Below are 13,504 nucleotides of genomic sequence, written 5' to 3'. Positions count from 1 at the left end.
TTTTACCTCTCAACAACGGGTTGGATTGGAATGGGGGGATATTTAAGTAGAATGAGTGAGGAAATTTTGTAAAGGTCTCCTCATGCTGATTCTAGGAGGTAGCTGATTTTAATAGCACTTTTTTATCATTTATAAAAACAAAAGGCATCAATCCGATGCCTTTTTAATTCATTAACATGAAAAAATTAACGTTCACTTCAACGTTTAATCGATTCACGAATCACTTCTTTGGCTTACTTCAAAAATGCCGCATGATACGCAATATGCTCACCAATAAAACTGGCGATGAAGTAATAGCTATGATCGTAGCCTTTATGGAAGCGCACATCGATCGGCTGGTTTGCCGCACGACAGGTTTCGATAAAATCTTCGGTACGCAATTGTGTTGGCAAAAACTCATCTTCTAAGCCCTGATCAATGCGCATACCTTGCACTTTATAGCCTTGTTGAATGAGCGAGTTGGCATCATATTGCTGCCATTTTTCGCGATCTTTTCCTAAATAAGCAGAAAAGGCTTTCTCTCCCCAAGGCACGAGACTTGGAGACAAAATAGGCGAAAAGGCAGAAACACTTTGATAACGTTCTTGGTTTCGCAATGCCAATACCAATGCGCCGTGTCCGCCCATTGAATGTCCCATAATGGAACATTTGCCGTTGGTAGGAAAATTTTCCTCAATCAGACGGGGCAACTCGTTCAAAATATAATCATACATTTGATAATTCGTCGCCCAAGGCTGCTCGGTCGCATTAAGATAAAAGCCCGCACCTTGCCCTAAATCATAAGCAGCATCGTTCGGCACTTGCTCTCCGCGAGGGCTGGTATCGGGGGCAACCACAATCACTTGATGTTCAGCCGCATAACGCTGAAAGCCTGATTTAGTAATGAAATTTTGTTCAGTACAAGTCAAACCGGAAAGCCAATAAATCACACCAAGTGGTCGATTCTCCTGATTATCCGGCAAATAGACGGCAAATTTCATTTCGCATTGCAGCGTTTGGGCATGATGTGCCCAAACTTGTTGCGAACCGCCGAAAATTTGATGTTGTTCAATCAGTTTCATCGCGGGCCTTAGTAATGAATAACAGCGCGGATCGATTTACCTTCGTGCATTAAATCAAAGGCTTCATTGATTTGATCGAGTGTCAGTGTGTGGGTTACAAACGGTTCTAACTCGATGTCGCCTTTCATTGAATCTTCGACCATTTTCGGAAGTTCAGAGCGACCTTTCACGCCACCAAATGCCGAGCCTTTCCAAACACGACCTGTTACCAACTGGAACGGACGAGTTGAAATTTCTTGTCCTACACCTGCTACGCCGATGATAATGGATTGTCCCCAACCACGGTGTGCACTTTCTAATGCCTGACGCATTACGTTTACGTTGCCGATACATTCAAAAGTGTGGTCAATGCCCCATTTATTGATGTCTAACAACACATCTTTGATCGGTTTATCGTAATCGTTCGGGTTTAAACAATCAGTTGCACCGAAGTGTTTTGCCAACTCGAATTTTGCGGGATTGGTATCAATGGCGATAATGCGACCCGCTTTGGCTTGACGTGCACCTTGCACCACAGCCAAACCAATCGCCCCCAAGCCAAACACCGCCACAGAGTCGCCTTCTTGCACTTTTGCCGTATTATGTACCGCGCCAATACCTGTGGTAACGCCACAGCCGAGCAAACATACTTGTTCGTGGTTGGCTTCCGGGTTGATTTTCGCCAATGAAACTTCCGCAACAACAGAATATTCACTGAAAGTCGAACAGCCCATATAGTGATAGATCGGCTGACCTTGATAAGAAAAACGCGTCGTGCCGTCCGGCATTAAGCCTTTACCTTGCGTCTCACGTACCGCAACGCATAAGTTGGTTTTACCTGAACGGCAAAACTCACATTCGCCACATTCAGCGGTATAAAGAGGAATGACGTGATCACCCGGTTTTACGCTTGACACACCTTCGCCCACAGCAACGACCACACCCGCACCTTCGTGTCCAAGCACCGCAGGGAATACGCCTTCAGGATCGCTTCCTGATAATGTAAATGCATCAGTATGGCACACCCCCGTGTGGGTATTGCGGATTAACACTTCGCCTTTGCGAGGCATTTCTACATCGATTTCCACAATTTGTAAGGGTTGATTTGGGGCGAATGCTACCGCTGCACGAGATTTGATAGTTGAATTGGTTTGTTTGATTTCCATTATTTTTTCTCTTTAACTCATTAACAAAATGACTAGATGACAGCAGTTTATACTTTGGATTTCAGTCTAAAGCAAGCGTTTTTTGTAATTCTGCTCCGGCAGTAGCATGATCGACTGAAGAGCCACCATGCAATCGGCAGTTAATTAGAATGCTATCAAATATCATTTCATATTTTAAATTAATATAAAAAACAATAATATAAATTATTATATCTTTTGCATCATTTTATTTCTCGATACAATCAGCATCAAACATACAAGAAAAAACCTATAAATGTCAAATAGATATTTATGTCTATTTTTCCTAGCAACTTGTTCACAAGGAGAGCCATTATGGCCAATACATTGCATCCTTTATACTATAACGTAGCAAACAATGAATCCGTCGTCATTAAAGGCACGACCCGCGATGACGTTTTATATGGCAGTCTCGGGCATACCGTATTCTACGGCGGCTTAGGCAACGATGTTTACCACAGTAAAAATGCAGGTGACACCATCGTTGAATATGAATATGAAGGCAACGATACCGTTTACGCCGATACAAACTTTACCTTACCGACACACGTCGAAAACCTGACACTGACCGGCTACGGCAACAATTACGGTTTCGGCAACAACTCAAATAACACCCTGATAGGCAACAGTGGCAACAACCGCTTAAGCGGTGGTCGTGGTAATGACACACTACACGGCATGGATGGTAACGACCTGCTGATGGGCGGCGATGATCGCGACTATCTTTACGGAGGTAGTGGAAATGACGTGCTACAAGGAGGCGAAGGAAACGACCTGCTCGATGGTGGATACGGCAACGACACTTTAGACGGTGGCAGCGGTGCAGACAGCATGAGCGGAGGATACGGAGATGATATTTACTATGTAGATAATGTGAACGATACGGTTACTGAATGGTGGGGAGAAGGTACCGATACCATTTACAGCAGCGTTTCTTACACAGCCCCAACCAACGTCGAAAACCTGACACTGACAGGCTACGGCAACAATTACGGTTTCGGTAACAACTCCGACAATACCCTGATAGGCAACAGCGGCAACAATCGTTTGAGCGGTGGTCGTGGAAACGACACGCTGCACGGCATGGACGGCAACGACCTGCTGATGGGCGGCGATGACCGTGACTATCTTTACGGAGATAGCGGAGATGACGTGCTACAAGGAGGCGAAGGAAACGACCTGCTTGATGGTGGATACGGCAACGATACTTTAGACGGTGGCAGCGGCGCAGACAGCATGAGCGGCGGATATGGAAATGATACCTATCATGTGGACAATATAAATGATACTGTCACCGAGCGGTGGTTCGAGGGTACTGATACTATTTACAGCAGCGTTTCCTACACCGCTCCAACCAACGTCGAAAACCTGACTTTGACAGGCTACGGCAACAATTACGGTTTCGGTAACAACTCCGACAATACCCTGATAGGCAACAGTGGCAACAACCACTTAAGCGGTGGTCGTGGAAACGACACGCTACACGGCATGGACGGTAACGACCTGCTGATGGGCGGCGATGATCGCGACTATCTTTACGGAGATAACGGAGATGACGTGCTACAAGGAGGCGAAGGAAACGACCTGCTCGATGGTGGATACGGTAACGATACTTTAGACGGTGGCAGCGGCGCAGACAGCATGAGTGGTGGATATGGAAATGATATCTATCATGTGGACAATATAAATGATACTGTCACCGAGCGGTGGTTCGAGGGTACTGATACCATTTACAGCAGCGTTTCCTATACCGCTCCAACCAACGTCGAAAACCTGACTTTGACAGGTAGCAATAACATCTTCGGCATTGGCAATTATGGCGACAATACTCTGACAGGCAACAGCGGGCATAATCGCTTGAGTGGCGAAGAAGGCAATGATACCTTGTATGGCATGAGCGGTGACGACACACTGTCAGGCGGCAATGGATATGACTATCTCAACGGTGGGGACGGTGATGACTATCTTGCAGGCGGTTTAGGCAGCGACACCATCGTCACAGGTGCAGGCAAAGACACCGTCGCCTTTACTGCAGCAGATATCCGTGAAGGCAGTATCGATCGTTTAACCGACTTTAACTCTGATATGGACAAACTCGACCTATCTGCTATGCGTTCTCTGCTGAGTGGCAACAGCGCAAATTTGAGCTGGTCAGAGATGTTTGTTAGAAACCCTGCTTATTACGATGCCGACCGTTCTTATCTCGTGTTCGATTCATATCAACAAACTCTTGCTTATCGTGCGGCAGGTGCAAGCAGTAATACCGTATTTGCCAAATTCGATAGCGACCAAGCAGCATGGTTGAACGCATCCAATATCATCGGCTAAAGATTCGCTAAAAAGAACTGACAGTTTGAAACGAATCTGCTTTTTAAATTCCAAAGCAAAGATTTAAAACAGATATTATTGGAAACAAATTTTCAGTTCATTCTAAGCTGATCCAATAAAAACGTCGTCTGAAAATCTAACTGTAGGGTAAAGTACATTACACTATAAAAAACTGCACCTTAGTAAGTAAACCTACTAAGGTGCAGTTTAATCTATTCTAAAGCCTAAAACATCATTTCAGACGACCTTTTTAGCAGGGAATAAACTGTTTTCTCTACTTTTTATTTGAAACAGGTTCGCAACCAGTATTACCGTTTTTACTTGTTAACTTGGCTTTGGCCGATTCTGCATCAGTACATTTGTAGGCATTACCCAAACTATCCATCCAAACGGAAAGTTTGTAATTCGTCCCACTTTTCGGGGTAGCAAAAAGATAATAGGCTCTGCTGTGTTTAGAGTCCTTATCTTTCATTGCACCACTGAAATCATATTTAGCCGCAACCTCAGGTGTAGCCTGATATTTCTTAAAAAACCCTGTATCTCCCTCAATTTCATCTTTCATTTTGAGGGCGGGATTTTTGACCAATTTGGTTTTCAAGGAATTATTGATGATAACCAATTCAGCATGCGCCTGAGATTGATAGCCGCGTTCAATGTAATGGATATAGGAAGGGTAAGCGATAGTGCTGAGGATGCCGATAATAGCAATGACAATCAGCATCTCAACCAGCGTAAACCCTTGAAATTTAGTGATAGACGTATTCATGATTTTATCTATTTATTCGTTGGCTACATAAGATTGCAGCATAACTACCGTATTTTCGTTTTTTCCCCATGCTTTAGCAGTGACACGATAAATGGTACGGTTGTCGGTAGAATTGGTGCTTAGGTATTCGATGATATAGCGGGGAGGCTTTTTGGCCCCACTATTTTTATCAATCGGGTATTCTCTACCATTAACATTGATACATTCTGTTTCTTTCTTAGAATGTGAATCAAGACATTCTGCATGCTTTCTTTTCCAAGCTTCTTCAACTTTGCTCAGATCAGCCTCGCCTTTAACATCAATAATACCAGTTGGGGTAGTGTATTCTTTAATACTGAGCTGTTTGGCTCTGCAAAGCCCCTTGGAACATTGATCGTTAAAAATCTGAGTGCCTTCTTCAATTGTATAAATATAGTTCTCACCTTCTCGCAATGCAGCTTCCGCAAGCGTAGTAGCAAATTTATGGTCGGCATCATTAGTACTGATTCGCTGCTCGGTATTATAGGACTGGGTCGCAGTAACAACGAGCAAGGCGATGACGATCATGATCATCAGGACAATGAATAATGCAAAGCCCTTTTGTGCAGAGGCTTTAGCAGGATGGTTTAGAGTAATCGGTCTGCGCATTTGTTTCCTCCGCGTACAGTTGCATTGATTTGATAGAGTTGAACTTTGTTTTCATCATTGCTTCCGCCTGCATTAAAACTGCCACTGTTCAGCAAGAGTTCGATAGCGGCCGGGGCTTCATCATTAGACAGATTCTGAGTATATTTAAATGTCTCATCTTTTGACTTATCCTCACCCTGCTTCTGAGCATTTCCGGCAGGAGTTGGGGCAGGTGCAGACGCAGATGCTACTTCACTTTCCTCAAATGTTTCAGGACAGCCTTCGGTATAAAAGTAATGAATACTCATACTTTCAACTCCCTTAATCAGCAACTGCGGGTTACTCCACTCACCTTTGTCTGTCAGTTGGAAACGGTAAAGACCTTTTTGCCCTCCGGCAGTACCCACAGCATAGGCATTCACCTCATGTTTCATGATGGAGATATTGCCTGCTTGGGAACCATCTGTCTTTAAAGCTGCTTTACTATCAGTAATTTGCTTGCCTGGTTTGGTAATGTTTGTGCAGCTGCTGGCTACTACTGTTGCCGCGTCTGGTGATGCGGTATCGATGCCGTATTGGAAAATCAGCGCCTTACCGCTCTGTTCAAAATCAGTTACACCTAAAGAATCTGTTTCTCTGACAGCAGGAAGCATTTTCCCACTACCTTTAAGCTTGAGAAAATCTTTGGAGCCAGAATCAGCGATAACGGCTTGAGCATCATATGCCGACATATTGAAACAACCAAAGTTTCCAGCCATGCGGGCATCACGTACGATCTGATTAGATGCGTTACGCAAATCCTGCTGAACATTTAAGCGAGCTGTGGCAGCAGTATTCAAACTGCGTGCAGTGAAATAGCTGGAGCTGACTGCCAACAGGACTATCATGCTCAATGCGCTCGCTACAAGGAATTCAATCAGGCTGAAGCCTTGCATACCTGCTTTTACCGGAATGTGTGGGCGGTTTTTATTATTCATTATTTTTCCCTTACGCGTACTTGGTAGGTGTAAATGATCGAATCTTCATATGTTTTGACGTCACTTGCGGCTTTACCGCCTTCTAAATCTTTAAGCCATAAGACTTTGATAACGGTATCAGCATCTGTTTTTTTATCGCAATTTTCGTGGAAAGTTCCGTCATAAGTAGCTTCCTTGTTCAAACTATCTTGGCATACTGAGTAGTAGAACGCAGAGTCAGGAAGAGCTGCTTTCAGTTCGTCATGAAATTTACCAAGCTGTGCTTTAGCCAACTCTTCTTTTTTCATACTCTCTTTCAGCGGTCCTTTTTTCAATGGTTCAGTAGAGGAATCACCGTATGTAGTGTAATAATCCTTATAATTCTTACACCACCCTCTACCATTCCTGCTATTGGTTGCTCCTTGTTTAGGGGTTGGGCATTCTACAAGCCTCGGATTAATCAACATCCCTTCCACCAAATTTTGAGTAAGTTGCGATACGATAGTCTGTCCTTCCGCTTCGCGTACGCTGGAAACGGTACGCAGTTGGATGGCAAGCAAAGCGAGCACGCCAATTGCAAGGACAAACATGGCAACCAAAACTTCAATTAAAGTCATACCTGATTGATATGGCTTAGAAAAACTTACCAATCTCGTTTTGGCGAATCTCGATTCGCTCGTTTTCAGACGACCTTTTGTACGTAATGTCATGGGTTTCATAGAGCTATATTTTATTGTTGGGGTTGTTTGTTGGATTTTGCTTTAGATTCTGCATATTTACAGAGATCGCGTGAATCTGACTTGGCGCAGATTTCTACTCGTCCGCTACTGTCGACCAACACAATGCTGGCACGAGACTTTTTGGTGCTTTCTGTGGTTGCGGCGGAATCGGTCATGCTGATTTTGATATAGCCGTCTGAGTAGGTAAAATCAGTTTTTTTACTGGGTTTATTGACAGAATAGCCAAAAGTACCGTTCGGTTGAAATGCCCAAAAAACAGGCTGTGAATCAGAGTCTTTGCCACCGAATTTGACATGATCAAATTGGTAGGTGACTTTATTCGCATCCTTAGCGTTTAAGACGATAGTGCGCAGGAAAATGTCCGCCCTATCATCATTGTAGTTAACATCACCACTCTTATCAGCATAGGCCAAGATGCCACTTTGATTGTATTTGGTATCACATTTATTGTCTGGAACCCCGTTTTTTCTGATTTGCACGGGACAGACATAGACAGGGAGATTGAGGCGGACTGCTTCGGCTCGTGCGAAACGCAAGAGATTTGCCACCTGTTCTGCCTGACTGGCAGCGCGGCGGGAGGCAATCCATTCGCTCATATTGGGAAGGGCGATAGTGGCCATGATGGCGGTAATAGCGATCACGACCAACAATTCGATTAAGGTAAAACCTTTTTGTTGTGCGTACATGAGTAGTAAAAACGTCTAGAGTTAAGTAATGTGTTTTATCATCCGGCTTAGAATGTTTTTATCGCCGGTAATTATGCGGTTTGGCTCATTCTAAACGATATTGGGATGAATTGCCTAATAAAATATGAAATTTGCTTGGTTTTTAGGCTGATTTGTCTCAATCTTCCATCAATGCGGATTCGGGAATGTAGGCTGCATTGTCGAATTTGGTAAATTGCCCCATCCAAGTGAGGAATACTTTCCCGACGGGACCGTTACGGTGTTTACCGATAATACATTCCGCAAGGCCTTTCATAGGCGATTCTTGGTTATAGTATTCGTCGCGGTACATAAACATAATCAGGTCGGCATCCTGCTCGATAGCACCAGACTCCCGCAAGTCGGACATCATCGGGCGCTTGTCGGTACGCTGCTCTACGGTACGGCTCAACTGCGACAAAGCAATAACGGGAACTTGCAGCTCCTTCGCCAAGGCTTTGAGGGAGCGCGAAATTTCGCCGAGTTCTGAGGCGCGGTTGTCCGAGCGGCCTGAACCTGCCATTAATTGCAGGTAGTCAATCACGATTAAGCCCAATTTTCCGTTGAACTGGCGTGCAAGACGACGGGCGCGGGCGCGCAATTCGAGCGCGGTCAAGCCCGGTGTTTCGTCAATATACATAGGCGCATCGGAAAGTTTGACCACAGCTTCATTCAGACGACCCCAGTGTTCATCTTCCAATCTGCCTGTTTTCAAGACGCTCTGATCAAGCCTGCCCACCGAACCCAGCATACGCATCACCAGTTGCGCGCCGCCCATCTCCATCGAAAATACGGCAACAGGCAACTTGCCCTCTACGGCAACGTGTTCCGCAATATTGATCGAAAAGGCAGTTTTACCCATAGACGGACGACCCGCTACGATAATCAAATCGCCCGGCTGGAGACCCGAGGTTTTTTTATCCAAGTCGATAAACCCTGTTGACACGCCGGTCACTTCATCGGGATTGTCGCGTGAATAAAGCATGTCGATGCGCTCGACTACTTCCTTCAAAAGCGCAGGCATTTCGAGAAAGCCCTGTTTGGACTTGGCGGTACTTTCCGCAATTTGGAACACCTTGTTTTCCGCTTCATCCAAAAGCTGTCCCGCATCCCTGCCTTGCGGATTGTAGGCACTACGGGCAATTTCGGTACCGACTTCGGCAAGCTGGCGCATGATGGAACGCTCGCGCACGATTTCGGCATAGCGGCGGATATTCGCAGCGGACGGCGTGTTTTGCGCCAAAGTAATCAGGTAATTGAATCCGCCCGCCGCCTCCAATTCTTCGTTACGCTCCAAACTTTCCTGAACGGTAATCACGTCGGCAGGACGGCTTTCGTTAATCAGATTGGCGATGGCGCGGAAAATCAGGCGGTGTTCGTGTCGGTAGAAGTCTTCACCGGTAACCACATCGGCGATTCTGTCCCAAGCCGAATTCTCGAGCAAAAGACCGCCCAAAACGGATTGCTCCGCCTCCATAGAATGCGGCGGCAGCGACAACGCGCTGACTTCACGGTCTTCAGACGACGTATCGGGATAATCGTTCATGGCAGTTGCTCTTAGGCTAAAATGGGAATCCGCTATTATAGCGTAGTGGAAATCGGGTTGGCATTACCTTTGTTCTGACTTGCCTACCATCAAGAAATAGATAGGTCGTCTGAAAATATTCAGACGACCTTTTTGCTATAATTTCCCTTTTCCCCGAACCGAAAACAGGCGGCAATATGGAAGTCATCCAATACCCCAATTCCCCCTTCAAACTCCACCAACCCTTCCCACCCGCCGGCGACCAGCCCACTGCCATTGCCGGCCTGCTCGAAGGGCTTTCAGACGGCCTGGCCTATCAAACCCTGCTCGGCGTAACCGGTTCGGGCAAAACCTACACCATGGCGAACGTCATCGCCCAAAGCGGCCGACCCGCCATCATCATGGCGCACAACAAAACCCTTGCCGCCCAGCTTTATGCCGAAATGCGCGAGTTTTTCCCCGAAAACGCGGTGGAATATTTCGTCTCCTACTACGACTATTATCAACCCGAAGCCTATGTGCCCAGCCGCGATTTGTTCATCGAAAAAGACAGCGCGATCAACGAACACATCGAGCAGATGCGCCTTTCCGCCACCAAAAACCTGATGACGCGCGACGACGTGATTATCGTCGCCACCGTGTCCGCCATTTACGGTATCGGCGACCCGACCGAATATCAACAAATGGTGTTGTCCGTCAAAGAAGGCGACACCATCGAGCAGCGTGACATCATCGCCACACTCGTTTCCATGCAATACGAACGCGGCGATTTGGACTTCAAACGCGGCAGCTTCCGCGTGCGCGGCGACGTAATTGACGTGTATCCCGCCGAAAGCTCCGAAAACGCCTTACGCATCAGCCTGTTCGACGACGAAATCGACCGCCTCGATATGTTCGACCCACTTTCAGGCAGCCTGCACCAGCGCGTCGGCCGCTACACCGTCTTCCCGTCCAGCCACTACGTTACCCCGCGCGACACCGTCTTGCGCGCTTGCGAATCCATCAAAGAAGAATTGCGCGAACGCATCGAATTTTTCGCCCGCGAACAACGCCCCGTCGAACAACAGCGCATCGAACAGCGCACCCGCTTCGACCTCGAAATGCTCTACGAAATGGGCTTCTGCAAAGGCATCGAAAACTACTCCCGCCACTTCTCCGGCAAAAAAGAAGGCGAACCGCCGCCCACACTGATGGACTACCTGCCCGACAATGCCATCATGTTCATCGACGAAAGCCACGTTACCGTTACCCAAATCGGCGGCATGTACAAAGGGGACGCATCGCGCAAGCAAAACCTCGTGGACTACGGCTTCCGCCTGCCTTCCGCCCGCGACAACCGCCCGCTCAAATTCCACGAATTTGAAAAAGTCATGCCGCAAACCGTCTTCGTTTCCGCCACCCCCGCCAAATACGAAGAAGAACACGCCGGACAAGTGGTCGAACAAGTCGTCCGCCCCACAGGGCTGGTCGACCCCCAAATCATCATCCGCCCCGTCGCCACCCAAGTCGACGATTTAATGAGCGAAATCAACGACCGCATCCAAAAAGGCGAACGCGTACTCGTTACCACCCTCACCAAACGCATGGCGGAGCAACTCACCGACTATTACAGCGAACTCGGCATCAAAGTGCGCTATTTACACAGCGACATTGACACCGTAGAGCGCGTTGAAATCATTAGAGATTTACGGCTCGGCCTGTTTGACGTACTCGTCGGCATCAACCTGTTGCGCGAAGGCTTGGACATCCCCGAAGTCTCCCTCGTCGCCATCCTCGACGCCGACAAAGAAGGCTTCCTGCGCTCCCACCGCAGCCTGATTCAAACCATAGGCCGCGCCGCGCGCAACGTGAACGGCGTCGCCATCCTATACGCCGACAAAATCACCGACTCCATGAAAGCCGCCATCGACGAAACCGAACGTCGTCGTGAAAAACAGATGAAATTCAACGAAGAACACGGCATCGTGCCGCAACAGATTAAAAAACAAGTCAAAGACATCATCGACGGCGTGTACCACGAAGAAGACAGCGGCAAAGGTCGTCTGAAAAGCAAAAACAAGGTCAAAGTCGGCGAAATTCACAATGAAGAAGATGCGATTAAAGAAATTGCCAAACTGGAAAAAGCCATGCAGCAGGCGGCTCGGGATTTGCAGTTTGAAGAGGCGGCTGTGTTACGGGATAGGATTCGTGGGATTAAGGAGAATTTGTTGTTTGGAGCGGAATAGTTTTGGAGTTAATTTTAGGAGTAAGTTATGATGAACAAGGAACAAGAAAAGATATATGAAATTAAATGGTATGAGGGATTAATTGGTTTGGTTGGCATATCAATTTTACTCGTACTTTTATTATATTATTTTACATTTGGAAATAGAAAGTTAAGTACATCTCCTGAGCAATGGGGGCAATTTGGAGATTATATTGGAGGTGTATTAAATCCAATTTTTGCCTGTGCTACTTTTATTGCTTTGTTATATACCATCAAATTGCAACTTGATACGATTAAATTACAAAAAGATAGTATCAAGTTGCAAGTTGAGGAATTAAAAGCAACAAGAGAAGAATTATCAAGAAGTGCAAAGGCACAGGAGGAGTCCGAAAAATTGTTAGCTGAACAATCAAAGATATTTAAGCAGCAACAGTTTGAAACAACCTTCTTTTCAATGCTCAACCAGCTCAATCAGTTATGTTCAAAAATATTAAATAAAGAAGTGGTGGTATTTGATAAATCTTTAGGAAAAGATGTAAAAAAAGGATTTGTTGATAATATTATAGATAATTTAATGAATAATATCGGGTATCATTTTGATAGTACTGATGATTTAATTTATTATTATGAGGAAGGTGATATAAATTTTCCTAAATTTGAATATATTCAAAAGAGAGTGGATAAAGATTTTATTGAATTTAATCAATTTTCTTTATATCTATATCAAGTTTTAAAATTTGTTAATTCGTTATCATATGGTAAAGGAAATTTAGATGATGAGGAAAAAAAATATAGTAATATTGTTAGAGCATCGATTGATTTTAGATTATTACAATTACTGGCAATAACTGCGTATAGAGAAGATACAGAATCATATCAACCATATATAAAACTTCTTGAAAGATATTCTTTTTTGGAACATATGCCTCTAAAATTGTTGGCTAATAGGAACTTCAATAGGTTGCTTATTAAGTGTCATCGATTATATGATCCGAATATATTTGGTAAGAGTGATTATATAAAAGATATAGAGAAGTTGATAAAGCGAACGTAGCAAGCCGTAGCCTGCATCTCCACCAACCGCGTGCGTGGCTGCACCACACCCTCCTCCTGCGGGTGGCACAAATTTTAAAACCGATGTGTGGGATGTACGTGGTACGTACGCACGCGTTTTTTGCCGTTCTCAAACCATTGTTTTAAACTTTCAGCAAGCAAGCGTAGGTCGGATACTTGTATCCGACAAAACCTTTAACACTCCCATCATTGCAATTCATTGCAGCAATGCCCAAAATGTCGGATTCGAGAATCCGACCTTGTATATCGGAACTCCCGTATCATAGCAACAAACCGCCCGGCCGCCGCCCGCATCCGACCAAGGCAAACAACCGTTGCGTAGCTCAGGGAGCAGCCGGGCAACCCATCGACACAACCGGACAGTTGCCAGACAAC

Annotated in this window: 11 protein-coding genes; 3 read left to right on the top strand and 8 right to left on the bottom strand. The window is 45.6% G+C overall.

Annotated features, from left to right (window positions below):
• Positions 1-233 precede the first annotated feature (233 nt).
• Together fghA and AAG834_RS02010 are read right to left on the bottom strand one after the other, a co-directional pair.
• Entirely contained in the window at positions 234-1,061 is an 828-nt protein-coding gene (gene fghA, locus AAG834_RS02015; protein WP_003756743.1) for an S-formylglutathione hydrolase, read from the bottom strand.
• An 8-nt stretch (positions 1,062-1,069) separates the two neighbouring features.
• A complete protein-coding gene (locus tag AAG834_RS02010) occupies positions 1,070-2,206 on the bottom strand; it encodes an S-(hydroxymethyl)glutathione dehydrogenase/class III alcohol dehydrogenase (RefSeq protein ID WP_003756741.1) in 1,137 nt (378 codons plus the stop codon).
• A 333-nt stretch (positions 2,207-2,539) separates the two neighbouring features.
• Here AAG834_RS02010 and AAG834_RS02005 point away from each other — a divergent pair, with 333 nt between their 5' ends.
• A complete protein-coding gene (locus tag AAG834_RS02005) occupies positions 2,540-4,552 on the top strand; it encodes a calcium-binding protein (protein ID WP_342031098.1) in 2,013 nt (670 codons plus the stop codon).
• A 274-nt stretch (positions 4,553-4,826) separates the two neighbouring features.
• Here AAG834_RS02005 and AAG834_RS02000 read toward each other — a convergent pair whose 3' ends face one another.
• From AAG834_RS02000 to dnaB, 6 genes are all read right to left on the bottom strand, one after another.
• Positions 4,827-5,318, bottom strand: coding sequence for a PilX family type IV pilin (locus AAG834_RS02000; protein WP_342031097.1), 492 nt, complete (start codon positions 5,316-5,318; stop codon positions 4,827-4,829).
• A gap of 12 nt (positions 5,319-5,330) precedes the next feature.
• The gene (locus AAG834_RS01995; protein ID WP_342031096.1) at positions 5,331-5,945 is read right to left on the bottom strand and encodes a pilus assembly PilX family protein; all 615 of its coding nucleotides are present in this window, start codon (positions 5,943-5,945) and stop codon (positions 5,331-5,333) included.
• Positions 5,924-6,901, bottom strand: coding sequence for a PilW family protein (locus AAG834_RS01990; protein ID WP_342031095.1), 978 nt, complete (start codon positions 6,899-6,901; stop codon positions 5,924-5,926). The genes AAG834_RS01995 and AAG834_RS01990 overlap by 22 nt, the downstream gene beginning before the upstream one ends.
• Positions 6,901-7,599, bottom strand: a complete 699-nt coding sequence (gene pilV / locus AAG834_RS01985; RefSeq protein ID WP_342031094.1) for a type IV pilus modification protein PilV — start codon at positions 7,597-7,599, stop codon at positions 6,901-6,903. The genes AAG834_RS01990 and pilV overlap by 1 nt, the downstream gene beginning before the upstream one ends.
• 11 nt (positions 7,600-7,610) lie before the next feature.
• Positions 7,611-8,306, bottom strand: a complete 696-nt coding sequence (locus AAG834_RS01980) for a pilus assembly FimT family protein (RefSeq protein ID WP_003756725.1) — start codon at positions 8,304-8,306, stop codon at positions 7,611-7,613.
• 157 nt (positions 8,307-8,463) lie between these two features.
• Entirely contained in the window at positions 8,464-9,870 is a 1,407-nt protein-coding gene (gene dnaB, locus AAG834_RS01975; RefSeq protein ID WP_003764236.1) for a replicative DNA helicase, read from the bottom strand.
• Positions 9,871-10,046: 176 nt separating this feature from the next.
• On the opposite strand from dnaB, the gene uvrB reads away from it, so the two are divergent.
• On the top strand, positions 10,047-12,074 hold the full coding sequence (gene uvrB, locus AAG834_RS01970) for an excinuclease ABC subunit UvrB (protein ID WP_003756720.1): 2,028 nt from the start codon (positions 10,047-10,049) through the stop codon (positions 12,072-12,074).
• A gap of 27 nt (positions 12,075-12,101) precedes the next feature.
• Positions 12,102-13,109: a putative phage abortive infection protein gene (locus AAG834_RS01965; protein ID WP_003756717.1), complete on the top strand. Its 1,008-nt coding sequence runs from the start codon at positions 12,102-12,104 to the stop codon at positions 13,107-13,109.
• Positions 13,110-13,504 lie beyond the last annotated feature (395 nt).

This window comes from Neisseria sp. Marseille-Q2251 (assembly GCF_940793045.1).
Taxonomy (GTDB): domain Bacteria; phylum Pseudomonadota; class Gammaproteobacteria; order Burkholderiales; family Neisseriaceae; genus Neisseria.
Note: the sequence above shows the minus strand (reverse complement) of the source record. Positions and strands in the feature narration are given on the sequence as shown.

What these genes read in the sequence shown, in the direction of transcription:
- AAG834_RS01965 (WP_003756717.1), top strand. Translation starts at nt 12,102, where the DNA reads ATGATGAACAAGGAACAAGAAAAGATATATGAAATTAAATGGTATGAG.
- pilV (WP_342031094.1), bottom strand. Translation starts at nt 7,599, where the DNA reads ATGAAACCCATGACATTACGTACAAAAGGTCGTCTGAAAACGAGCGAA.
- AAG834_RS02005 (WP_342031098.1), top strand. Translation starts at nt 2,540, where the DNA reads ATGGCCAATACATTGCATCCTTTATACTATAACGTAGCAAACAATGAA.
- uvrB (WP_003756720.1), top strand. Translation starts at nt 10,047, where the DNA reads ATGGAAGTCATCCAATACCCCAATTCCCCCTTCAAACTCCACCAACCC.
- AAG834_RS01995 (WP_342031096.1), bottom strand. Translation starts at nt 5,945, where the DNA reads ATGCGCAGACCGATTACTCTAAACCATCCTGCTAAAGCCTCTGCACAA.
- dnaB (WP_003764236.1), bottom strand. Translation starts at nt 9,870, where the DNA reads ATGAACGATTATCCCGATACGTCGTCTGAAGACCGTGAAGTCAGCGCG.
- fghA (WP_003756743.1), bottom strand. Translation starts at nt 1,061, where the DNA reads ATGAAACTGATTGAACAACATCAAATTTTCGGCGGTTCGCAACAAGTT.
- AAG834_RS02000 (WP_342031097.1), bottom strand. Translation starts at nt 5,318, where the DNA reads ATGAATACGTCTATCACTAAATTTCAAGGGTTTACGCTGGTTGAGATG.
- AAG834_RS01990 (WP_342031095.1), bottom strand. Translation starts at nt 6,901, where the DNA reads ATGAATAATAAAAACCGCCCACACATTCCGGTAAAAGCAGGTATGCAA.
- AAG834_RS02010 (WP_003756741.1), bottom strand. Translation starts at nt 2,206, where the DNA reads ATGGAAATCAAACAAACCAATTCAACTATCAAATCTCGTGCAGCGGTA.
- AAG834_RS01980 (WP_003756725.1), bottom strand. Translation starts at nt 8,306, where the DNA reads ATGTACGCACAACAAAAAGGTTTTACCTTAATCGAATTGTTGGTCGTG.